This window comes from Sphingomonas sp. PAMC 26617 (assembly GCF_000242835.1).
Lineage (GTDB): Bacteria > Pseudomonadota > Alphaproteobacteria > Sphingomonadales > Sphingomonadaceae > Sphingomonas.
This window is the reverse complement of sequence record NZ_JH594425.1, coordinates 3180691-3203081: the sequence shown is the minus strand read 5'-3', so window position 1 is coordinate 3203081 and position 22391 is coordinate 3180691. Positions and strand designations below refer to the sequence as shown.

Annotated in this window: 17 protein-coding genes; 10 read left to right on the top strand and 7 right to left on the bottom strand. The window is 66.2% G+C overall.

The window, feature by feature from the left end; all coding sequences use genetic code 11:
- Positions 1-169: 169 nt before the first annotated feature.
- A complete protein-coding gene (locus RH91_RS14005; protein WP_010163474.1) occupies positions 170-1918 on the bottom strand; it encodes a chloride channel protein in 1749 nt (582 codons plus the stop codon).
- A 48-nt stretch (positions 1919-1966) separates the two neighbouring features.
- Positions 1967-3712: a class I adenylate-forming enzyme family protein gene (locus tag RH91_RS14000; RefSeq protein ID WP_010163473.1), complete on the bottom strand. Its 1746-nt coding sequence runs from the start codon at positions 3710-3712 to the stop codon at positions 1967-1969.
- A 140-nt stretch (positions 3713-3852) separates the two neighbouring features.
- On the opposite strand from RH91_RS14000, the gene RH91_RS13995 reads away from it, so the two are divergent.
- The 6 genes from RH91_RS13995 (at position 3853) to RH91_RS13970 (ending at position 12194) form a co-directional block, all read left to right on the top strand.
- Positions 3853-5088, top strand: a complete 1236-nt coding sequence (locus RH91_RS13995) for a serine hydrolase domain-containing protein (protein ID WP_010163472.1) — start codon at positions 3853-3855, stop codon at positions 5086-5088.
- 128 nt (positions 5089-5216) lie between these two features.
- Positions 5217-7262 carry a 3-hydroxyacyl-CoA dehydrogenase NAD-binding domain-containing protein gene (locus RH91_RS13990; RefSeq protein WP_010163471.1) on the top strand — a complete coding sequence of 682 codons (2046 nt, stop codon included), beginning with the start codon at positions 5217-5219 and terminating at the stop codon, positions 7260-7262.
- Positions 7263-7409: 147 nt separating this feature from the next.
- Positions 7410-8717 (top strand): amidase family protein, encoded by a 1308-nt coding sequence (locus tag RH91_RS13985; RefSeq protein ID WP_010163469.1) that lies wholly within the window; start codon positions 7410-7412, stop codon positions 8715-8717.
- Between the two features lie 4 nt (positions 8718-8721).
- Positions 8722-9903 carry an acyl-CoA dehydrogenase family protein gene (locus RH91_RS13980; RefSeq protein WP_010163467.1) on the top strand — a complete coding sequence of 394 codons (1182 nt, stop codon included), beginning with the start codon at positions 8722-8724 and terminating at the stop codon, positions 9901-9903.
- A gap of 141 nt (positions 9904-10044) precedes the next feature.
- On the top strand, positions 10045-11172 hold the full coding sequence (locus tag RH91_RS13975) for an acyl-CoA dehydrogenase family protein (RefSeq protein ID WP_010163466.1): 1128 nt from the start codon (positions 10045-10047) through the stop codon (positions 11170-11172).
- A gap of 146 nt (positions 11173-11318) precedes the next feature.
- Positions 11319-12194 (top strand): acyl-CoA thioesterase, encoded by an 876-nt coding sequence (locus RH91_RS13970; RefSeq protein WP_010163465.1) that lies wholly within the window; start codon positions 11319-11321, stop codon positions 12192-12194.
- A 158-nt stretch (positions 12195-12352) separates the two neighbouring features.
- Here the strand turns inward: RH91_RS13970 and RH91_RS13965 are convergent, their stop codons facing one another.
- From RH91_RS13965 to RH91_RS13945, 5 genes are all read right to left on the bottom strand, one after another.
- The gene (locus tag RH91_RS13965) at positions 12353-13156 is read right to left on the bottom strand and encodes an SDR family NAD(P)-dependent oxidoreductase (protein WP_010163464.1); all 804 of its coding nucleotides are present in this window, start codon (positions 13154-13156) and stop codon (positions 12353-12355) included.
- A gap of 19 nt (positions 13157-13175) precedes the next feature.
- The gene (locus RH91_RS13960; protein WP_010163463.1) at positions 13176-13940 is read right to left on the bottom strand and encodes an SDR family NAD(P)-dependent oxidoreductase; all 765 of its coding nucleotides are present in this window, start codon (positions 13938-13940) and stop codon (positions 13176-13178) included.
- A gap of 43 nt (positions 13941-13983) precedes the next feature.
- Entirely contained in the window at positions 13984-15036 is a 1053-nt protein-coding gene (locus RH91_RS13955; RefSeq protein ID WP_010163462.1) for a phosphotransferase family protein, read from the bottom strand.
- Entirely contained in the window at positions 15036-16121 is a 1086-nt protein-coding gene (locus tag RH91_RS13950) for a Zn-dependent alcohol dehydrogenase (RefSeq protein ID WP_010163461.1), read from the bottom strand. The genes RH91_RS13955 and RH91_RS13950 overlap by 1 nt, the downstream gene beginning before the upstream one ends.
- 111 nt (positions 16122-16232) lie before the next feature.
- The gene (locus tag RH91_RS13945; protein WP_010163460.1) at positions 16233-17510 is read right to left on the bottom strand and encodes an acyl-CoA dehydrogenase family protein; all 1278 of its coding nucleotides are present in this window, start codon (positions 17508-17510) and stop codon (positions 16233-16235) included.
- Between the two features lie 156 nt (positions 17511-17666).
- On the opposite strand from RH91_RS13945, the gene RH91_RS13940 reads away from it, so the two are divergent.
- The 4 genes from RH91_RS13940 to RH91_RS13925 all read left to right on the top strand — a co-directional run bounded on the left by RH91_RS13940 (position 17667) and on the right by RH91_RS13925 (position 22177).
- Positions 17667-18923 carry a TetR/AcrR family transcriptional regulator gene (locus RH91_RS13940; RefSeq protein ID WP_010163458.1) on the top strand — a complete coding sequence of 419 codons (1257 nt, stop codon included), beginning with the start codon at positions 17667-17669 and terminating at the stop codon, positions 18921-18923.
- Positions 18924-19054: 131 nt separating this feature from the next.
- Entirely contained in the window at positions 19055-20239 is a 1185-nt protein-coding gene (locus tag RH91_RS13935) for an acyl-CoA dehydrogenase (RefSeq protein ID WP_010163457.1), read from the top strand.
- The gene (locus RH91_RS13930; protein WP_010163456.1) at positions 20239-21357 is read left to right on the top strand and encodes a CaiB/BaiF CoA transferase family protein; all 1119 of its coding nucleotides are present in this window, start codon (positions 20239-20241) and stop codon (positions 21355-21357) included. Before RH91_RS13935 ends, RH91_RS13930 begins: the two co-directional genes overlap by 1 nt.
- Positions 21358-21415: 58 nt before the next feature.
- Positions 21416-22177: a class II aldolase/adducin family protein gene (locus tag RH91_RS13925; RefSeq protein ID WP_010163455.1), complete on the top strand. Its 762-nt coding sequence runs from the start codon at positions 21416-21418 to the stop codon at positions 22175-22177.
- Positions 22178-22391: the final 214 nt, after the last annotated feature.

Sequence of the window (22391 nt, the reverse complement as noted above, 5' to 3'; positions counted from 1 at the left end):
TGAGATTCGCTTACCTTCGACCGCGTTATGATTGCCGGTTCAAGGCGCGACTTGCATTGTTTGAACAAAGAGCTTGCGCGGTTGGCTATACAGCCAGTGTATCATCACGCCAACGTCAAAGTCCCGGTATCGGTTGCATTCAAAAGCACGCCTGAAACAGCGTCGCCCCTCACCGCTCCCCGAACAGGTCGCTCTGCGCCTTCTCGAGTTCCTCCGCATAGCGCCGGCGGACGTAGGATTCCGACAGGATCCCGACCACATGCCGGTCCGCGTCGAGCACCGCGAGCTCGTCCGCGCCGCTTGCGTCGAACCGCTTCATCACGCCGGCGATATCCATGTCCCCCGCCAGCGCCGCATCGCCGTTGATCGCGACCGTGCCGATCGGTGCCGCCGCGTCCAGCCCCTCGGCATAAGCCGCAGGGGTCTGCACGATCCCGGCGTAGCGCAGGTCCGCGTCGACCAGCACGACCCGGCTCGTCGCGCCGAGCGGGAAGCGGTGGCGGAAGTCTTCAATCGAAATGGCGCTGTCGGTCGCGCGGGTTTCACGGCGCATCATCGTGTCGACCGTCAGCGACCGGATCCAGCCGATGTCGCGCGCGCTCTTGATCGTCTCGCCGCGCAGGTGGAGCCGCCAGGTCGAGAAGGAGTAACCGAACGTCTCGCGCACGATCGTCGACGACACCAGCGCGGCGGCAAGCACCGCGCCGGTCAGCGCGAAATCCTGTGTCGCCTCGAGCACGAGCATCGCCATCGTCATCGGCCCGCCAACCACCGCGACCGCGAGCGCCGCCATCCCGACCATCGCGGCATTGTGCGAATCGACCACCGGATAGCCCGCGATCAGGTCGAGCATCCCTGCGAACAGATGCCCGACCAGCGTCCCGAGGAACAACGACGCGAAGAAGAGCCCGCCGCGATAGCCGAACCCGAGCGACACGATCGACGCCGAGGCCTTGGCGAGGAACACCAGCGCCACGAACCCCAGCGACGCCCCCACCGCGATGTCCATGTGGAGCGCCCCATGCCCCGACGACAACACCTGCGGCGACCAGTAAGCGATCGGCATCAGCAGCGCGCCGCCGAGGATCGGCCGCGTCCAGTCCGGCAAGGGGATTTTTCGCGAACCCTGCTCCGCCAGCGCGACCAGTCGCATCAGCGCGATGCCGAGCAGCGCACACACCCCGCCCAGCCCCGCGTACAGCAGATAATGGTGGCTCTCCGGGGGAAGGGTCGCGAAGGAATCGATGACATAGGGCTGCGCGCCGAACAGTTGCGACACGAACACCGCGGAAATCGCCGCCGCCGCAATCGGCGCGATCGCCGACGGGGTGTAGGCGCCGATGACGATCTCGAACGCATAGAAGGCCCCCGTCAGCGGCGCGCCGAACGCCGCCGCAATCGAGGCCCCCGCCCCTGCCCCCACGAGATTGCGCAAGTCGCTCCGCCGCAAGTGCAGCGCGGCGCCACTGACCGAGGCGATCACGCTGCCGATCTGCGCATAGGCCGCCTCGAGCCCGACCGAAGCGCCGAACCCGTTGGAGATGACCGTCTGTCCCGAGACGACCAGGCTGTCCGAAACCGACATGCGTCCGCCGTGCAGCGCATTCGCCTCGACCGCGTCGACCATCCGCCGCTGCCGGCTCCGCACACCCCAGGAAAAGATCGCCAGCACCGCGCCGCCGAGCGGCAGGATCGCCAGTTGCGGCCACCCGAGCGCAGCCGTCTCGCTGAGCCGCTGCCCGACCGGCAGCGCGAACATCCAGTGCTGCACGGTCCGCGCGAGCGCCGCGACGATCACCGTCCCCAGCCCCGCCGCGGAGCCGATCGCCACTGCGAGCGCGATCAAAGCGAATTCGCTCGCGCGGATCTGGCGGCGCATCCAGGCGAGCGGGAGGAACAGGCGACGACGCAACGACATGGCGCCCGTTACTGTGCGGATCGCGCGCCGCCTACCCCCGGCGGTCGCTCACGCCGCCGCCTCGAACCGATCCGCAAACAGCATCTTCAGGTCCTTCTTGAGGATCTTGCCGTTGGCGTTGCGCGGGAGCGTCTCGGGAACGAAGCGGATCGCGACGGGCGTCTTGAAGATCGCGAGCCGGGCCTTGACCCATTGCTGCAACTCCGCCTCACTCGCGGTCTTACCCGCGGCGAGATGGACCACCGCGACGGGTTCCTCGCCCAGCGTCCGATGCGGCACGCCGATCAGCGCACAATCGGTGACGGCGGGGTGCGCGTACAGGACGTTCTCGACCTCGGAGGAATAGATGTTCTCACCACCACGGATGATCATGTCCTTGGCGCGATCGACGATATAGACGAACCCTTCCGCGTCCACCCGCGCGAGGTCGCCGGTGCGAACCCAGCCATTTACGAACGTCTCGGCGGTCGCATCGGGCTTGTTCCAATAGCCCTTCACGATCATCGCCCCGCGCGCCCACAGTTCGCCGACCTCGCCGATGGCAAGTTCCTGCTCGCCCGCTTCGTCCATGATCCGCAGGTCCGCCACTGCAACCGGTGGCCCCGCGCTGGTCGGGCGGTTGAGATAATCCTCCCCCGCGTGGCTGGTGACCGTTGCCATCGTCTCGGTCATGCCCCAGCCGTTGCCGGGGAGCGCGCCGAACTCGGTATAGATCCGCTTGACCAGTTCGGGTGCGGACGGCGCGCCGCCGTAAGCGATCGCCTCGAGCGAGGAGAGATCGTAGCGTGACCGATTGGGATGTTCGAGGATCTGCCACGCGATCGTCGGCACGCCCCCGGTCATGTGGACTCGCTCGGTCTCGATCAGCTCCATCGCGCGGACGGTGTCCCATTTGCGCATGAAGACGAGCGTGTTCCCCGCCGCGATCGACCCCATCATCGTCGCCGAGCAGGCGGTGACATGGAACAGCGGGATCACCATCAGCAGCGTCTTGGGCGTCGGCTCGGGCGGCGCTTCGCCCCGACGCAGGCTCGCGCGCGCCGCGGAATAGGCAGCCGACAGGATGTTGGTCGTCAGGTTGCGATGCGAGCCGAGCGCCCCCTTGGGCGCGCCGGTCGTGCCGCTGGTGTAGAAGATCGTCGCGGGATCGTCGGTCGCGATCGCCACCTCCGGCCACACCGGCTCGGGGAGCGTGGCATAAGCGTGCGGCGTGCCGATCAGATCTTCCAGCCGCTCCGCGCCCTCCCCCAGCGGCGTCGAGGCGCGCGCGACGAGCGTCGTCTCCACCGCGGGGAACGCCACCCCATGCTCGATCAGCCGCCGATAGCGCTCGTCGTCGACGAACAGCATCCGGCATCCCGAATCGGTGATCCCGTAGGCGAGTTCGCCCGCGGTCCACCACGCGTTGAGCGGCACGACGATCGCGCCGACGCTCGCCGCGGCGAAGAAGATCACCGGCCACTCCGGCAGATTGCGCATCGCCAGCCCGATCCGGTCGCCTTTCGCCACCCCCCGCGCAAGCAACGCCTGCGCCAGCGCCGCAACCGCGCGCGCATTGGCATCGTAGGTGACCCGCTCGTCCTCATAGACCGTGAACACCCGCTCCCCATGCGCACGCGACGCCGCGACCAGCCAGCCGAGCGACGGCGGCGCATGTTTCCACACGCGAGTCGGGATGCCGTCGACATCGACGGTCTCCATCTCGAACTTCGTCCCCGGCGCGGTCAGCGTGGCGGCGGCATCGGCGAGCGTCATCCGGGGCCAGGCCGGATCGAGCACGACAAGCGGTTGCATATCCAAGACGACTCTCTCCTGCCATCGCGCAAACCGCCGAGTTGAAGGTCGGGTTTGCAGGTGATCCTGTTTCGCACAGGTTAGTGTTGATTTGCGCGCCGCTCAAGGCAATAGGGTGGCAAGCGTTTCGAACGGGGGGTATGGAAGCCGAGATGAATGTCGCGACACCCGTAACCGGCCGATTCGACACCAGCCGCCTGGCGCGGATCGATGCGTTTCTGCAGCAACGCTACCTCGACACCGGCAAACTGCCGCACGCGCAGATCCTGATCGCGCAAGCTGGCGAGATCGCGCACTTTTCCTCGTTCGGCCCGGCGCGCGAGGGCGAGGCCGCACAGATCGACGAACGCTCGCTGTTCCGGATCGCGAGCATGACCAAGCCAGTGACCTCGGTCGCCTTCATGATGCTGGTCGAGGAAGGCCGCGTTGCGCTCGATACGCCGGTCCACCACGTCCTCCCCGAGTTCAAGGGCGTGGGCGTCTATGCCGGCGGCGGTGGCGGCGTGCCGTTCACGACCCGCCCGACCGCCGAGCCGATGCGGATGATCGACCTGCTCCGGCACACCGCGGGCCTCACCTACGGCTTCCAGAACCGCACCAACGTCGACGCTGTGCACCGCGAGCTCCGGCTGGAGAGCTGGCACGGCAACCACGACCTCGACGGCTTCGTCGCCGCGCTCGCCAAACTGCCGCTCGAATTCCCGCCGGGCGACGCCTGGAACTACTCGGTCGCGACCGACGTGCTCGGCGCGGTCGTGCAGCGCCTCTCGGGGAAGCCGCTCGAACAGGTCTTCCGCGACCGCATCTTCGCCCCGCTCGGGATGGACGACACTTTCTTCCACGTCCCCGAAGGCAAGATCGATCGCCTCACCGACTGCTACACCTTCGTCCCCGGCAAGGGCCGCATTCTTTACGACCGCGGTGCCGCAAGCGCGTGGAGCCGCGCGCCCAAGCTGGTCTCGGGCGGCGGCGGGCTGGTGTCGACCGCGCTCGATTATCATCGCTTCTGCTGCATGCTGCTGGGCGGCGGCGGCCTCGACGGCGAACGCATCCTCGCGCGCAAGACGATCGACCTGATGACGTTCAACCATTTGCCCGGAGGGTCTGACCTGTCGAGAATGTCCAGGTCCCTGTTCAGCGAGGCGGCGAATGCGGGGACGGGGTTCGGGCTCGGCTTCGCGGTCAATATCGACGTTGCGCGCTCGATGATCCCCGGCTCGGTCGGCGAATATTATTGGGGCGGGATGTTCTCGACCGCCTTCTTCATCGATCCCGTCGAGCAGCTGCACATGGTGTTCATGACGCAGCTCTCGCCGTCGAGCCTCTACCCGATCCGCCGTGAGTTGAAGACGTTGATTTACAGTGCGTTGACCTGACCCCTTCGCTTCCCCGGCGAAGGCCGGGGCCCAGTAGCGCCACCTGAGTTGGCGGGCGCTGCGCACGATTACAAAAACCTGCGCGACTGGGCCCCGGCCTTCGCCGGTGAAGCAAACAGGAGAGAAGAATGACCGACCCGATGACCGGCCCGATCACCACCCAGCTCCACGACGACGTCCTCGTCATCATCTCGAACAACCCGCCCGTAAACGCGCTCGGCGCGGCGGTGCGGCAGGGCCTCGAAGCCGGCATCAAGGAAGGCCTCGCCAACCCGCAGGTCAAGGCGATGGTGATCCGCTGCGACGGCCGCACCTTCTTTGCGGGCGCGGACATCACCGAATTCGGCAAGCCGATGCAGGAGCCGGGCCTCCCCACCGTGGTCGACATGATCGAGGCATCGGACAAGCCCGTCGTCGCGGCGATCCACGGCACCGCGCTCGGCGGCGGGTGCGAGGTGACGCTCGGCTGCCATTATCGCATCGCGGTCCCCAGCGCGAAGATCGGCACCCCCGAGGTCAAGCTCGGCCTGCTCCCCGGCGCGGGCGGCACGCAGCGCCTGCCGCGGATCGCGGGCGTCAAGCTCGCGCTCGAACTCACCGCCAAGGGCGACCCGATCCCCGCCAAGCTCGCGCTCTCCGCCGGGCTGATCGACAGACTTGCCAATGAAAACAACCTCGAAGCGGATGCGATTGCCTTCGCGTGCGAAGTCGCCGACACCAAGCCCCTGCCCCGCGCGCGCGACAAGGTGGCGCAGGCCGATCCCGAGGCAGTCGCCGCGTTCAAGAAAGACAACGCAAAGCGCTTCCGCGGTTTCGAAGCCCCCGCCGCCAACATCGCCTGCGTCGAGAAAGCGACCGACGGCTCGAGCTTCGACGAGGGCATCGCGTTCGAACGGCAGGAATTCATGAAGCTGATGATGGGCGTGCAATCCGCCGCGCAGCGCCACATCTTCTTCGCCGAGCGTCAGGCCGCCAAGATCGACGGGATCGACCCCAAGATCCCGCTCCGCGAGATCAAGCGCGTCGGCGTCATCGGCGCGGGCACGATGGGTGGCGGAATTTCGATGAACTTCCTGTCGGCGGGCATCCCGGTGACGATCGTCGAAATGGCGCAGGAAGCGCTCGATCGTGGCGCAGCAACGATCCGCAAGAATTACGAAGCCTCCGCCGCCAAGGGCCGCCTCAAGCCCGAGCAGGTCGAGCAGGCGATGGGCGCGCTCACCCCCACGTTCGATTTCGAAGCGCTCGCGGACTGCGATCTCATCATCGAGGCGGTGTATGAGAATATGGACGTGAAGAAGGAGATCTTCACCCGGCTCGACGCGATCGCCAAGCCCGGTGCGATCCTCGCGTCGAACACGTCGTATCTCGACATCGACGAGATCGCCTCTGTCACCAAGCGGCCCGGCGACGTTGTCGGCATGCACTTCTTCTCGCCCGCCAACGTGATGAAACTGCTCGAAGTGGTGCGCGGCGCACAGACCGAAGACGATGTGCTCGCGACCGTGATGGCGCTGTCGAAGACGATCCGGAAGGTCGCGGTGGTCGCCGGCGTGTGCGACGGGTTCATCGGCAACCGGATGCTCAAGCCCCGTCAGGTCGAGGCGATGAAGCTGCTGATGGAAGGCGCCACGCCAGAGCAGATCGACAAGGTCCATGTCGCATTCGGCATGCCGATGGGGCCGTTCCAGATGAGCGACCTCGCCGGCGTCGACATCGGCTGGCACCGCGACCCCAACCGGATCGAGAACATCCGCGACGCGCTCGCCGCCGAGGGCCGCTGGGGGCAGAAGACCGGCAAGGGCTTCTACGATTATGACGAGAAGCGGAACCCGACGCCTTCTGCGCGGGTCGCCGAGATCATCGAGGATTTCCGCTCCAAATCGAACCTGCAGAAGCGCGAGATCAGCGATCAGGAGATCGTCGAGAAGACGCTCTACACGATGGTCAACGAAGGCGCGCTGATCCTCGAGGAGAAGATGGCGCAGCGTGCGAGCGACATCGATGTCGTGTGGATCTACGGCTACGGCTGGCCGGTCTATCGCGGCGGGCCGATGTTCTGGGCGGATACCGAGGGGCTGAAGACGATCGTCGCGGGGCTGGAGAAGCACGGGTTTGCGGTGGCGGAACTGCTGAAGTCGAAGGCTGAGAGTGGTGGCCGGTTCAATGGGTAACGCACTTTCTTCTCCCTCTCCCCGCTTGCGGGGAGAGGGCAAGCGAGGCGCAGCCGAAGCGCGGGAGAGGGGCAGTACAGAGAGGTCGCTCTGCTGTACTGCCCCTCTCCCCGGCCCTCTCCCCGCACGCGGGGAGAGGGAGAAGTGATGCGCACCGCCCTCCAGACCGCCGCAGCCATCCGCGCCGGTGAAACCACCGCGCTCGCCGAATGCGAAGCCGCGATCGCCCGCATCGAATCCGGCGACGCCACCATAAACGCCGTCGTCGTCCGAGACTTCGACCACGCCCGCGACGCCGCACGCGCGATCGACGCCAGCCCCAAGGACGACACCCGCCCGCTCCTCGGCGTCCCCATGACCGTCAAGGAAAGCTTCGACGTCGCCGGGCTCGTCTCCTGCTGGGGCTTCGAGGAACATGCCGACTTCGTCGCAACCGAAGACGCCGTCCAGGTCACCCGCCTCAAGAATGCCGGCGCGGTCATCCTCGGCAAGACCAACGTCCCCGTCGCGCTCGCCGATCTCCAGACCAACAACCCGGTCTACGGCCGCACCCGCAATCCGCTCAATCACGACCGCGTCCCTGGCGGCTCGTCGGGCGGCGCAGCGGCGGCGCTGGCGGCGGGGTTCGTGCCCATCGAAATCGGCTCGGATATCGGCGGGTCGATCCGCCTCCCCGCCGCCTTTTGCGGCGTCTGGGGCCACAAACCCACCTACAATTCGCTCCAATCTTTCGGGCATAACTTCCCGAAAACGCAGAGTTGTGGTGTCGCGCTCAACGTCGTCGGCCCGCTTGCGCGCGACGCGGACGATCTCGAAGCGCTGTTCGGCGTCATGGGGGGCGATGCGCTCGCCAGACCCGCCCCGCGCGGTCCCGGCGACTGGCGTGTCCTGCTGCTCCCCGAACACCCGCTCGCCAAATCGCAAGCCACGATCCAGACCGCAATCGCTGCGGTGGGCGAAGCCTTCCGGGCAGCGGGCGCACAGGTCGACGACGCCAGCACGCTCCTGCCCGATCTCGTCGCGCAGCACGGCGCCTATATCCACATGCTCGTCGTGGCGATGGCGCGCGGCGCGCCAATGGAGGGCGGGCAGCCGCTAGCCCTCCCCGACTGGTTCACGCTGGTCGATGCGCAAGCCAAATGCCGTCGCGACTGGGCGCGGCTGTTCACCCACTATGACGCGGTGATCGCGCCGATCTGGGGCACCACCGCTTACGCGCACGATGATACCCCACTGATGACACGGATCACGAGGATCGACGGGCTCGACACCCCCGCCGGGCTGCAGATGGCCTATCCCGGGCTCGCCACGTTCCCGATGCTCCCCGCGACGAGCGTGCGGATCGGGACCGATCCCGACGGCCTGCCGATCGGGGTGCAGGTGATCGCCGACTATAACCGCGACCATACCGCGATCGCCGTCGCGCGCGCGGCGCATGATTTGATGAGGAGTTGATCCGATGACCCAAGACCTCGACACCTTCCGAACCGAAACCCGCGCCTGGCTGGAAGCGAACTGCCCGCCCGAGATGCGCGCACCCGTCCGCTCCGACAAGGACGCCTGCTGGGGCGGCCGCAATCCCGATTTCCAGCCCGGCCAGAAGGAATGGATGGACGCGATGGCCTCGCGCGGGTGGACCGTCCCCGACTGGCCCAAGGCTTATGGCGGCGGTGGCCTGTCCCCCGCCGAGACGAAAGTTCTGCGTGAAGAGATGGTCGCAATAAAGGCACGCAACCCGCTCAACTCGTTTGGTATTTCCATGCTCGGACCGGCGTTGCTCAAATATGGCACCGAGGAGCAGAAGCTCGACTATCTCCCCAAAATCGCACGCGGCGAAATTCGCTGGTGCCAGGGCTATAGCGAGCCCAATGCCGGCTCCGACCTCGCCTCGCTCGCCACTTCGGCGGAGGATGGCGGCGACCATTATGTCCTCAACGGCCAGAAGGTCTGGACCTCCTATGCCGACAAGGCCGACTGGATCTTCTGCCTCGTCCGCACCTCGAAGGAGTCGAAGCAGGGCGGGATCAGCTTCGTGCTGTTCGACATGGCGAGCGAAGGCGTCTCGACCAAGCCGATCCTGCTGATCTCGGGCTATTCCCCCTTCTGCGAGACCTTCTTCGACAACGTGAAAGTCCCCAAGGCGCAGCGCGTCCACGACGAGAACAAGGGCTGGGACGTCGCCAAATATCTGCTGGGCCACGAACGCGAGATGATCTCCGGCATGGGGCTGGCAAGTTCCGGCGGTAACCCATTGATCGAAGGCGCTATTGCAACCGTAGGCCTCGACCATGAGGGGCGCCTAGCGGACCCGTTGCTCCGTGCAACGATCGCGATGTTCGAAGTCCGTGCGAAGGCGTTCGGGGCAATGTCCGAACGCTTCATCGACGAACTCAAGGCCGGCCGCGCCCACCCCGCGCAACCCTCGATGATGAAATACTACGGCACCGAGCTCAACAAGAGCCGCCACGAACTCCAGATGGCGGCCGGCGGCTCCGACGCGCTCGAATGGGAGAGCGACGCCTCGGGCGGCGGCCGCGAGGCGCGCGCGTGGCTGCGCACCAAGGCGAATTCGATCGAGGGCGGGACCAGCGAGGTCCAGCTCAACATCATCGCCAAGCGCATCCTGGAACTGCCGGCCTGACTCTCCCTCTCCCGCTTCGCGGGAGAGGGTGGCCGAGCGAAGCGAAGGTCGGGAGAGGGCGAACACGCGGACAGTAGCGTCCGGAACAGCCCCTCTCCCCGACCCTCTGCCCACAGGGGAGAGGGAGAAGAAGGAAGAACAATGCCGCTGTATCTCAACAACGATCAAACCACCCTCCAGGATACGATCCGCGATTTCGTCGCGGAGCAGGCCCCCGTCAGCCATATGCGTCACCTCCGAGACGCCAACGACGCGACCGGCTTCAGCCGCGACCTGTGGCGCAGCTTCGCCGAAATGGGTTTCACCGGCATCCTGATCGACGAGGCGGATGGTGGTCTCGGGCTTGGCCATGTCGAGGCGGGCGTCGTGCTCGAGGAGATCGGCCGCAACCTGTCGCCCTCGCCGTTCCTCTCGACCGCGGTCGCCGCAGTCGAGGCGCTGAAGGGCAGCGCGCACGCCGCGCGCTGGTTCCCCGGCATCCTCGGCGGCGAAACCGTCGCCGCGCTCGCGATCGACGAGGGCGCGAAGCATCGCGACACCGTAACGCTGACCGCCGAGCGATCCGGCAACGGCTTCAAGCTGTCGGGCAAGAAGCAGTTCGTCACGCACGGCCACGTCGCCGACCTGCTGATCGTCGCCGCGCGCACCGCCGGCAGCGCCACCGATGCCGAGGGCGTGACGCTGTTCGCGATCCCGAGGGACGCCACGAACTTGACCGCCACCCCCGAACGTCTTGCGGACTCGAGCATCGCGGCACGGCTCGAGTTCGACGGCGTGGAAGTCGATGCGGACGCGGTGATCGGCGACGTCGACGGCGGGCGCACCCCGCTCGACCGCCTGCTCCGCGCCGGGCGAACGGGCGCGTCGGCCGAACTGCTCGGCGTCGGCGGCGGCGCGATGGACATGACCGTCGGGTACCTCAAGGAGCGCAAGCAGTTCGGGATGCTGATCGGCAGCTTCCAGGCGCTCCAGCACCGCGCGGCGCATCTCTATTCGGAAATGGAAGTCGCGCGCGCGGCCGTGCTCAAGGCCCAGCAACTGCTCGATACGGGCAGCGCGCACGCGGACGAGGCGGTGTCGGTCGCCAAGGCGATGACCGCCCTCGCCACCACTCTGTCGGTACAGGAAGGCGTCCAGATGCACGGCGGGATCGGGATGACCGACGAATATGACATCGGCTTCTACATGAAGCGTGCGCGCGTGCTGGCGGAGATGTTCGGCGACGCAAACTTCCATGCCGACCGGATCGCGCGCGCGGCGGGATACTGAGCGCCCCCTTGCCAAACACCGCTTCCCCGGCGAAGGCCGGGGCCAGGAGCGGACCGGGTCTTGCCGGGCGATGCGCTTCGTTACCGCATCCTTCGCGACTGGGCCCCGGCCTTCGCCGGGGAAGTGCAAAAGAGTGAAGCCCTGAAATGACCGACCCCATCCCTGCCCAGCTCGCCCAGGATCTGGTCGATCTCCTCGACGTCGAGGAGATCGACACCGACCTGTATCGCGGTGCACGCGGTAACGACGGGTTCGGTCGCGTGTTCGGTGGACAGGTCATCGCGCAGGCGCTTCAGGCGGCGCAACGGTCGACCGACGCGCCCAAGGCCGCGCATTCGCTCCACGCCTATTTCATGCGACCCGGCGCGGAGGATCACCCGATCCTCTACCGCGTCGTACGCGATTTCGACGGCAAGAGCTTCTCGACCCGCCGCGTGATTGCGACACAGCGCGGCGTGCCCATCCTCAACCTCGCCTGCTCGCTGCAGATCCCGGAAGACGGCCTCGCGCATCAGGATGCGATGCCCGATGTTCCGCCCCCGGAAGACCTGGCCAACGATCGCGACCTGCGGCTCGCGATGATCGACCGGATTCCCGAACGGTATCGGACGATGTTCCTGCGCCCGCGGATGGTCGAGATCCGCCCGGTTTCCCCGCGCAGCTGGCTCGATCCGGTCGCGCACGCGCCGTTCCAGAACAGCTGGTTCCGCGTCGTCGCCCCGATCGGCGACGATCCCGCGATGCACCGTGCGATCCTCGCTTATGCGTCCGACATGTCGCTGCTTGGCACCGCGACGCTGCCGCATGGCGTGAACTGGATGATGAACAAGCTGCAAACCGCGAGCCTCGACCATTCGCTGTGGCTGCACGAGGACTTCCGCGCGGACGAGTGGCTGCTCTACGCCTGCGACAGTCCGTGGGCCGGGCATGCCCGCGGGTTCAACCGCGGCAAGATCTTCGCGCGCGATGGGCGGCTGGTCGCGAGCGTCGCACAGGAAGGGCTGATCCGGTTGCGGGAATAGGGCGTTCTGGGTTCAAGGCACAATTGCTTCCCCGGCGAAGGCCGGGGCCCAGTCGAAATGTCCGAGGTAACGACGCGCAGTCCCTCGGTCTCCCACGCCTCTCTACTGGGCCCCGGCCTCCGCCGGGGAAGCGGAAGGGTTAAGCGCGATGGCTGACCTTACACCGCGGTCTTGCCATATTCCTGTTTCGTCACCGGATGGCTGCTCGACAGCCCGCCATCGACTGCGATTGCCTGCCCGTTGACGTAGCTCGCCGCGTCGGACGCCAGGAACGCCGCGACTTCGGCCAGTTCCTCGGGCTGTGCGCCGCGCCGCAGCGGATTGAGCCGTCCGACACGGTCGATCTTCCCCGCCTCGCGGGCATAGTCGAAGGTCGGCTTGGTCATCCCGGTCTCGGTCAGCCCGGGACAGATCGCATTGACCCGCACGTTCGAGCCCGACAGTTGCTGCGCCGAGACCATCGCCAGGTTGATGACCCCTGCCTTGGATGCCGAATAGGCCGGCGACCCCGCTCCCGAGCGGATCCCCGCAACACTGGCGGTCAGCACAATCGCACCGCCGCCACGCTCGGCAATTTTTGGCGCGGCGTGCTTGATCGCCAGATATGGGCCGATCAAATTGACGCGCAACACCTCGGTGATCAGCGCGACGTCGGTGTCGAAGATGTTCGCCATCCCGCCCGAGATGCCCGCATTGGCGAACATCACGTCGAGCCCGCCATAATATTCGGTTGCGACATGCACTACGCGAACGACGTCCTGTTCGTCGCCCGCGTCGATCTGGATCGCATGCGCGGTGCCGCCTGCCCGGTCGATCAGCGCCGCGGTTTCGTGCACGGCGTCGCTCAGGTCGGCGACGATCACCGATCCCCCCTCGCGCGCGAACAGCAGGGCGCTCGCGCGGCCGATGCCCGAACCCGCACCGGTGACGATGATCGACTTGCCCGTGAACCGCTGAGTCATGGCCTTCTCCGCCTGGAATTCAAATCGTCACGCCACCATCCAGCACGATCGTCTGGCCGGTCATGAAGCTGCTCGCCTGACTTGCGAGGAACACGACCGCGCCTGCGATCTCCTCGGGTTCGCCGATCCGGCGGAGCGGCACGGTCGAGTTTGCCGCCGCGATCCGTTCGGGGTCCTCCCACAGCGCGCGTGCGAAGTCGGTCTTGATCAGCCCCGGCGCGATGCAGTTGACGCGGACATTGTCGGGGCCGAATTCATGCGCGAGGTTCCGCGCGAGCTGCATGTCGGCAGCCTTGGAGATGCAATAAGCCCCGATGATCGTCGAGCCACGCAACCCCCCGATCGACGAGACGATGATGATCGACCCCGCCCGGCGCTCGCGCATTTCGGGGGCGACCATCGTGATCAGCCAGTGGTTCGAGACGATGTTGTTGTCGAGGATCTTGCGGAACTGGTCGTCGGCAATGCCCGCCTGCGGGCCGTAATAAGGGTTGGATGCCGCGTTGCAGACCAGCACGTCGATCTGGCCTAACGCTGCGCGGGTCGTGTCGACCAGATGCTGCAAACCCGCCTTGTCCGAAATGTTGGCGGCGACCGAAATGGCAGCGCCGTCCCCGTATCGCGCGTTGATCTCTGCCGCGACCGCGTCACAGGCGTCCTGCTTGCGGCTGGAGATGACGACTTTCGCACCGTGCTCGGCAAGCTCGAACGCGCTCGCCTTGCCGATCCCGCGAGAGGACCCGGTGACGATCGCCACTTTGCCGGTCAGATCGAATTGCGACATGCTGTCTTCCCCCGCCACCTCGACGACCGTCGAGATCCTTGCCTCAAGCGCCTGCCTTCTGCGCGAAACTCCACGCCGCGTCCGCCAGCCGATACACCCCCGCCGCGGACTTCTCCGCCTGCGCGCTCGACGCGGTGCCCTCGACGATCCGCTTCTTGATCCCCTGAACGATCCCGGTCAGCCGGAACAGATTATACGCGAAATACCAGTTGAGATCGGGCACCCCGTCGCGTCCGGTCGCGGCGCAATAGCGCGCGACCATTTCCTCGATCGTCGGGATTCCCGTCTCCGGACCGGTATGCCCGAGCACGCCGGAACGCCCCTCGGGAGCAGTCACCCAGCTCATCAGGAAATAGCTGAAGTCCGCCAGCGGATCGCCGAGCGTCGACAACTCCCAGTCGAGCAGCGCGATCACGCGTGGCTCGGTCTTGTGGAAAATCATGTTGTCGATCCGGTAATCGCCGTGGACGATCGACGTCCGCGTCTGCTCGGGAACGGTCCGCTCGAGATAATCGATCAGTCGCTCGACCGTCTCCATCCGCTCGGTCTCGGACGCGCGATACTGTTTGGTCCAGCGCGCAACCTGGCGCTCGAAATAGTTGCCCGGGCGGCCATATTCGCCAAGTCCGGCAGCGTCATGATCGGTATTGTGCAGCGCCGCCAGCGTATCGCACATCGCATTGTAGATGCCCGTGCGCTCCGCCGGCGCGAAGCCAGGGAGCGTCCCGTCCCACAGGTTGCGCCCGTCCGCGAAACCCATGACGTAGAAATCGGTCCCGATCACGTCCGGGTCGGTACACAGCCCGTACGGCCGCGCGACCGGGAATCCCGTCGGATGCAGCCCCGCGATCACGCGATATTCGCGGTCGACCGCATGCGCAGAGGGAAGAAGGTTCCCGAAGGGCTTGCGCCGCAACACATATTCGCCCGAGGGCGCGCTGATCTTGAAGGTCGGGTTGGACTGCCCGCCCGAAAATTTCGAGTAGCGCAGCGGGCCTTCGAACCCGTCGACACGCTCCGACATCCACGCGGTCAGCCGCGCCTCGTCGAGCCGGTCCTTCTCGGGCACGTCCATCGTTTGCGGGGCAAAATCCATCATGCGAACTCGATCACCGAGCGTACCGTGTCGCCGGTCCGCAGCTTTGCGAAGGCGGCGTTGATATCCTCCAGCCGGATTCGTTCGGCCACCATCGTGTCGAGGTCGAGCTTGCCGTCGAGATAGAGCCGCACCAGCCGCGGCATGTCGATCGGGAAGCGGGTCGATCCGAGCAGAGAGCCTTGCAGCTTCTTGCCCGTCAGGAAGGTCGGTCCTGCAATCTTCACGTCGTTGCCCGGTGCGATCATCCCGAGGATCGTCGCGGTGCCGCCGCGGCGAAGAATCGTCCAGGCGAGCTCGGCGGTATTGGACCGCCCGACCGCCTCGATCGCATAATGCACCCCGCCCCCGGTCAGCGCCGCGACCTGCTTCGCGAGGTCGGGCGCATTGGCGTCGAACACATGCGTCGCGCCGAGCTTCTCGGCGAGCGCACGCTTGTCCGCGACCGGGTCGATCGCGAGGATCATCCCCGCGCCCGCGATCTTGGCAGCGTTGATGGCGGCGAGCCCGATCCCGCCGCAGCCGATCACCGCGACGGTTTCGCCGGGGCGGAGCCGGCTGTCGTTGAAGATCGACCCCGCGCCCGTGATGACCGCGCAGCCAAGCAGGGCGGCACGATCGAGCGGCATCGCCTTGTCGATCGCGACGCAAGCGTTTTCGTGCACCAGCATCATCTCGGCGAATGCGGACAGGTTGAGGAACGGCGCGAGCGGAGTCCCGTCGACAAGGCTCAGCCGGGGCGGCGCGCCCTTCGGCCGACGCGTCGAGGGATCGACGCAGAGCGACGGTCGCCCCGTCACGCACATCTCGCACGCGCCGCAGAACACCGTGAAGAAGGTGATGACGTGATCGCCGACCTTGAGATGCGCGACGTCCGACCCGACCGCCTCGACGATCCCGGCGGCTTCGTGGCCGGGCACCGTCGGCATCGGATGCGGGAATGCGCCATCGACGAAGTGCAGGTCGGAGCGGCACACGCCGCACGCGACGGTGCGGATCAGCACCTCGCGCGGGCCGGGATCGGCGACGCGGATATCCTCGATCACCAGATCGGTGTTGGGCGCGTGGAGGACGGCTGCTTTCATCGCACTTCGCTTTCTTCGTCACCCCGGCCTCTTGCCGGGGTCCACCGCGCACCTTGCAGGATGCGCTGGTGGAAGAGTGGACCCCGGCATCGGGCCGGGGTGACGGGTGTGTTACCGCCGCATCGCGTCCTTCGCTGCGACCGCCGCCGGCAGCTCGGCATATTTGCCGAACTCGTTGCGCGCGATCGCGCGGTTGTGGACTTCGTCCGGGCCATCCGCGAAGCGCAGCGTCCGCATCGCCGCCCAGTCATGCGCGAGATGGAAGTCACCCGACACGCCCCCGCCGCCATGCGCCTGGACCGCGTCGTCGAGGATCTGCAGCGCCATGTTGGGCGCCTGCACCTTGATCATCGCGATCTCGAGCTGCGCGGACTTGTTTCCCGCCTTGTCCATCATGTCCGCGGCCTTGAGGCACAACAGCCGGGTCATCTCGATGTCGATCCGTGCCTTGGCGATCCGTTGCTCCCAGACCGACTGGTCCGCGATCCGCTTGCCGAACGCGACACGGCTGAGGAGACGCTTGGCCATCGCCTCGATCCCGGTCTCGGCGACGCCGATCGTGCGCATGCAGTGATGGATCCGGCCCGGCCCGAGCCGCCCCTGCGCGATCTCGAAGCCGCGGCCTTCGCCCAGCAGGATATTCTCCGCCGGCACGCGGACGTTCTCGAGCACGACTTCGCCATGCCCGTGCGGCGCATGGTCATAGCCATAGACCGACAGCATGCGCTTGATCGTCACGCCGGGGGCATCCATCGGCACCAGGATCATGCTTTGCTGGCTGTGGCGCGAGGCGTCGGGGTTGGTCTTGCCCATCGTGATCGCGACCTTGCAACGCGGATCACCCACGCCCGACGACCACCATTTTGTGCCGTTGATCACATAGTCATCGCCATCGCGGACGATCGACGTTTCGATGTTGGTCGCATCCGACGATGCCACCGCCGGTTCGGTCATCAGGAAGGCGGAGCGGATCTCCCCGTGCATCAGCGGACGGAGCCATCGCTCCTTTTGTGCGAGCGTACCGTAGCGGTGAAACACCTCCATGTTGCCCGTATCGGGTGCCGAGCAGTTGAAACACTCGCTCGCCCAGCCGACCTTGCCCATCTCCTCGGCACATAACGCATATTCGAGATTGCTGAGCTGCGTGCCCTCGAACACGAAAGTATCGTCGACGTGGTTCTGCCCCGAATGCGGCGGCATGAAGAAATTCCACAGACCCGCCGCCTTGGTTTTTTCCTTCATTTCCTCGATGACCGGAATGACCTTCCACCGCTCGCCTTCGTGCGCTTGCGCGTCATATTCCGCCTGGCGCGGGCGTATCTGTTCGTCGATGAACGACTTCACGCGGTCCCGGAAATAGGTTTCGCGTTCGGTGAAGCTGAAGTCCATCGCATCTCTCCAAGGGGGCCCGTCGAAGGCCTTCACGAGCGCTGGGTATACCGTACCGGGTTTTCGGTAAAGCCGGTTTGAGCCCGAAAAAACCGCTGTGCAGGGTCAGTCGAAAAATGACTGTTTCTTCTAAAAGATGCTGTTACAGTTTCGGGCATGGAGGAAACAGCAACTGCAGGGCCCGCAGATCCGACGGATCCGGGCACGAGCACCAAACGATTCCGCGCCAAGCGCGATGCGATCCTCGCGGCAGCCGCGGAGGCGATCAACGAGCAGAGCGCCAAGGGCATGACGTTCGCCGATGTTGCGCGCCGGGTCGGGCTGAACACCACCAGCGTGACTTACTATTTCAAACGCAAGGAAGATCTGGCCGCTGCCTGTTTCGAGCAGACGCTTGAACGGCTTCAGGCGATGCTCGACGAATCGCTGGAACTCGCGACCCCGCGCGAGCGTGTCGCGCACTATCTCGCGCTCAATTTTGACCGGCTGGCAGCGATCCAGCGGGGCGAGGAGACTGCTTTCGCGGTGCTCTCCGACCTCCGCGCGATGGAGGAACCCGTTCTCGGGCGCTTGATGAGCGGCTGGCGCGAGGTGTTCCGAAAGACGCGAAGCCTGTGGGGCAACCCGACAAACCGCGCGCAGACCGACCTGTTCGGCGCGCGCGCGCACGTGCTGCTCGAAAACACCTTCTGGCTGCCGGTGTGGCTGGTGCGCTACGAACCCGACCAATATGCCCGCGTCGAGGAACGGCTGATGGACGTGTTCGCGCACGGTATCGCGGCAGAAGGGGGCAGCTGGTCGCCCAAGCTGATCGACCTTGCGCATGAAGAACCCGAGCCCGGGCGCGAGGCGTTCCTGCTCGCGGCGACGCGGCTGATCAACGAACTCGGCTATCGCGGCGCATCGGTGCAGCGGATCGCGTCGCAGCTCAACGTCACCAAGGGTAGCTTCTACCACCATCTCGACGCCAAGGACGATCTGGTGCTGGCGTGCTACAAGCGCAGCCTCGACATGATCGCCGACGCGCAGCAGCTTGCCGACGAACGCGGTGGCCCGCAGTGGGAGCGGCTGTCGGGGACGATCGCGACCTTGCTCGACGTGCAGTTTTCCGAACGCGGGCCGTTGTTGCGGACCACGGCCCTGTCGGGCCTTCCCGCCGATGCGCGGCGCGCCATGGTCGACCGCTCGAACCGGATTGCGCGGCGCTACGCCGGCACGATCAGCGATGGCGTCGCGGAAGGGTCGATCCGCGCGGTCGACCCGCTGATCGCGGCGCAGGCGCTGATGGCGCTCCAGAATGCCGCGTTCGACATGCGCAAATGGGCGGGCACCATGCCCCGCGACCGCGCGATCGCGTATTATGCATCCACCATCGTCTTCGGAGTGTTCGATGACCGGGTGTTGAACACGTGATCCCTCCTCTCTTTCCCCGCGAAGTTGCGCTGGACAGAAGCGGCGAACGCGGCGTTCGATAACAATCGTTCCGCTACAGGCCCCCGGCCTTCGCCGGGGAAGCGGTTAAGACTTTGATACTGGAGTTTCCTATGGCCGAGATGGCACGTTTCGATTGGGCTGATCCCTTCTTCCTCGACGACCAGCTCGAGGATGACGAACGGATGATCCGCGATACGGCGCGGGCGTATGCGCAGGACAAGCTCGCGCCACGGATCGTCGATGCGTTCCAGCATGAGACGACCGACCCGGAGATCTTCCGCGAGATGGGTGCGCTCGGGCTGCTCGGCCCGACGGTGCCCGAAGAATATGGCGGCGTCGGCGCATCCTATGTCGCCTACGGGCTTGTCGCGCGCGAAGTCGAACGAATCGACTCGGGCTACCGCTCGATGATGTCGGTTCAGTCGAGCCTCGTGATGTACCCGATCCTCGCCTACGGATCCGAGGAGCAGAAGCAGAAGTATCTGCCCAAGCTCGCGACCGGCGAATGGATCGGCTGCTTCGGGCTGACCGAACCCGATGCGGGGTCCGACCCGGGCGGGATGACGACGCGCGCGGAGAAGGTCGACGGCGGGTATCTGCTGTCGGGCGCGAAGACGTGGATTTCCAATTCGCCGATCGCCGACGTGTTCGTCATCTGGGCAAAGTCGGACGCGCATGGCGACGGCATTCGCGGCTTCATCGTCGAGAAGGGCGCGAAGGGACTCACCGCGCCCAAGATCGAAGGCAAGCTCAGCCTCCGCGCGTCGATCACCGGCATGATCCTGATGGACGAGATCGAGCTTTCCGAAGACGCGCTGCTTCCCAATGTGCAGGGGCTCAAGGGCCCGTTCGGCTGCCTCAACCGCGCACGCTACGGGATCAGTTGGGGGTCGCTCGGCGCAGCGGAGTTCTGCTTCCATGCCGCGCGGCAATATGGGCTCGATCGCCAGCAGTTCGGCACGCCGCTCGCCGGGCGGCAGCTGTTCCAGAAGAAGCTCGCCGACATGGAGACCGAGATCGCGCTTGGCCTCCAGGCATCGCTCCGCGTCGGCCGGTTGATGGACCAGGGCCGGTTCGCGCCCGAGATGATCTCGATCGTCAAGCGCAACAACGTCGGCAAGGCGCTCGATATCGCGCGGATGGCGCGTGACATGCACGGCGGCAACGGCATTTCGGGCGAATATCAGGTGATGCGCCACATGATGAACCTCGAGACGGTCAACACCTATGAGGGCGCGCACGACGTCCACGCGCTGATCCTCGGCCGCGCCATCACCGGCATCGCGGCCTTCTGATGCACACCGCCCCGCCGCTCGCTGGATTACGCATCCTCGAGATGGCGGGGATCGGTCCCGGCCCCTTCTGCGGGATGATGCTGGCGGACCATGGCGCGGAGGTGATCCGGGTCGAGCGACCGTCGCGTGGCGGGATGACCGATCCAGCGCGCGACCCGCTGCTGCGATCGCGCCGGACGATCGTGCTCGATTTGAAGCGCTCGGAAGCGGTCGCCGCGGTGCGCCGCCTGGCCGCAACCTGCGACGGGCTGATCGAAGGCTATCGCCCGGGCGTGATGGAGCGGCTGGGTCTGGGTCCGGACCTGTTGATCGCGGACAATCCGCGGCTCGTTTATGGGCGCATGACCGGCTGGGGGCAGACCGGGCCGCTCGCCGACGAACCCGGGCACGACATCGATTATCTGGCGATCTCGGGAACGCTCCATGCGCTCGGCGAAGCAGGGCGCAAACCTAACGCACCGATCAACCTTGCGGCGGATTTCGGCGGTGGCGGGATGATGCTCGCGTTCGGAATGCTCGCGGCGATCCTCCATGCGAAGGCGACGGGCGAAGGGCAGGTCGTCGATGCGGCGATGACCGATGGGTCGGCGGTGCTCGCGAGCATGATCTGGGGGTTCCGCGCGATGGGCCAGTGGCGCGACGAACGCGGGACTAACCTGCTCGACGGCGGTGCGCCCTTTTACGACACCTACGAAACCGCGGACGGCAAATGGATCGCGGTCGGCGCGATCGAGCCGCAATTTTACGCGGCCCTTCGTCGGGTGCTGGCGCTCGACGGGCCCGAGTGGGATGCGCAGTTCGTTCCCTCGGCCTGGCCGCGCCTGAAGCAGGCGCTTGCGACCCGGTTCCGCGATCGTCCGCGCGATGAATGGGTGGCGGCGTTTGCGGGACATGAGGCTTGCGTCGCTCCGGTGCTCGGGTTCGACGAAGCCGCCGCACATCCGCACAATGTCGCGCGCGGGACTTTCGTGACGGCGGGCGACGTCGTCCAGCCCGCCCCAGCCCCACGCTATTCCGCCAGCGAGACGGTGTCGCCCCGCATGGCCGGAGCTTCGGATAGCGTCGGAATTCTCACCGAAGCGGGGTTCACCCAAGCCGAGATTGCCGCGCTCCTCTGAATTGCGCGACCATACCGAACATGCGATAATCGCGAAAAGTCAGCTCAGGAGACGATCCATGGCCACTGCCGCCGTCCGCACCGCGCCCATGACCGAAGCCGAATGGGAAGCCCGCCAGCAACTCGCCGCCTGCTACCGCGTGTTCGCGATGCTTGGCTGGTCGGAAATGATCTACAACCACATCACGCTCAAGCTGCCGGAGGAAGACGGCGCGTTCCTGATCAATCCGTTCGGGCTGCACTTCAGCGAGGTGACCGCGTCGAGCCTCGTCAAGATCGACATCGACGGCAACAAGCTCGACGACAGCCCCTACCCCGTCAACCGCGCCGGCTTTGTCCAGCACGCGCTGTTCCACCGCCACCTGCCCGACGCGCACTGCATCATGCACACGCATACGACCGCCGGGATGGCGGTGAGCTCGGTCGAGGGCGGGCTGCGGCCGACCAATTTCTACGCCTGCAATTTCGCCGGGCAGATTGCGTACCATGATTTCGAAGGCGTGACGGTGCGCGACGAGGAAGGGGCGCGACTGCTCGAGCATCTCGGCAACAAGCGCGTGATGTTGCTGAAGAACCACGGGATCCTCGTGATGGGCCGGACCTTGCCCGAGGCGTTCCTGAAGCATTGGTCGCTCCAGCGCGCGTGCGAGATCCAGGTCGCGACCGCGAGCATGGGAACGCCGCTCGAAGTCTCGCTCGAGGTCGTCGCGGTCCATCAGCGCGACCTGCACATGGTCCAGATCCCCGGCGGCCCGGGCAAGGCCGACTTCGACGCAATGGTGCGGCTGGTCGACAAGATCGACACGGGGTGGCGGAATTAGCGTTCGTCGACCGGCCATCCGGCGCAGGCTGGGCTCGTAGTGGCCGGGTGATGGTGGTGGGTGCGTCCGATGTCGCTACCCACCACCCACCGGCCCCGGCCCTCGCCGGGATGACGGGATTATGTTCGACGCGTTACCGGGCGCGCCACGTCGCGGGCATCTTCCGCGCGGGCACGGTGACGGTCACCGTCTGCTTTACGTCCGACGCCGAATC

What these genes read in the sequence shown, in the direction of transcription:
- RH91_RS13965 (WP_010163464.1), bottom strand. Translation starts at nt 13,156, where the DNA reads ATGACTCAGCGGTTCACGGGCAAGTCGATCATCGTCACCGGTGCGGGT.
- RH91_RS14005 (WP_010163474.1), bottom strand. Translation starts at nt 1,918, where the DNA reads ATGTCGTTGCGTCGTCGCCTGTTCCTCCCGCTCGCCTGGATGCGCCGC.
- RH91_RS13955 (WP_010163462.1), bottom strand. Translation starts at nt 15,036, where the DNA reads ATGGATTTTGCCCCGCAAACGATGGACGTGCCCGAGAAGGACCGGCTC.
- RH91_RS13970 (WP_010163465.1), top strand. Translation starts at nt 11,319, where the DNA reads ATGACCGACCCCATCCCTGCCCAGCTCGCCCAGGATCTGGTCGATCTC.
- RH91_RS13940 (WP_010163458.1), top strand. Translation starts at nt 17,667, where the DNA reads ATGGAGGAAACAGCAACTGCAGGGCCCGCAGATCCGACGGATCCGGGC.
- RH91_RS13985 (WP_010163469.1), top strand. Translation starts at nt 7,410, where the DNA reads ATGCGCACCGCCCTCCAGACCGCCGCAGCCATCCGCGCCGGTGAAACC.
- RH91_RS13980 (WP_010163467.1), top strand. Translation starts at nt 8,722, where the DNA reads ATGACCCAAGACCTCGACACCTTCCGAACCGAAACCCGCGCCTGGCTG.
- RH91_RS13930 (WP_010163456.1), top strand. Translation starts at nt 20,239, where the DNA reads ATGCACACCGCCCCGCCGCTCGCTGGATTACGCATCCTCGAGATGGCG.
- RH91_RS13935 (WP_010163457.1), top strand. Translation starts at nt 19,055, where the DNA reads ATGGCCGAGATGGCACGTTTCGATTGGGCTGATCCCTTCTTCCTCGAC.
- RH91_RS13975 (WP_010163466.1), top strand. Translation starts at nt 10,045, where the DNA reads ATGCCGCTGTATCTCAACAACGATCAAACCACCCTCCAGGATACGATC.
- RH91_RS13990 (WP_010163471.1), top strand. Translation starts at nt 5,217, where the DNA reads ATGACCGACCCGATGACCGGCCCGATCACCACCCAGCTCCACGACGAC.
- RH91_RS13925 (WP_010163455.1), top strand. Translation starts at nt 21,416, where the DNA reads ATGGCCACTGCCGCCGTCCGCACCGCGCCCATGACCGAAGCCGAATGG.
- RH91_RS13950 (WP_010163461.1), bottom strand. Translation starts at nt 16,121, where the DNA reads ATGAAAGCAGCCGTCCTCCACGCGCCCAACACCGATCTGGTGATCGAG.
- RH91_RS13995 (WP_010163472.1), top strand. Translation starts at nt 3,853, where the DNA reads ATGGAAGCCGAGATGAATGTCGCGACACCCGTAACCGGCCGATTCGAC.
- RH91_RS13960 (WP_010163463.1), bottom strand. Translation starts at nt 13,940, where the DNA reads ATGTCGCAATTCGATCTGACCGGCAAAGTGGCGATCGTCACCGGGTCC.
- RH91_RS14000 (WP_010163473.1), bottom strand. Translation starts at nt 3,712, where the DNA reads ATGCAACCGCTTGTCGTGCTCGATCCGGCCTGGCCCCGGATGACGCTC.
- RH91_RS13945 (WP_010163460.1), bottom strand. Translation starts at nt 17,510, where the DNA reads ATGGACTTCAGCTTCACCGAACGCGAAACCTATTTCCGGGACCGCGTG.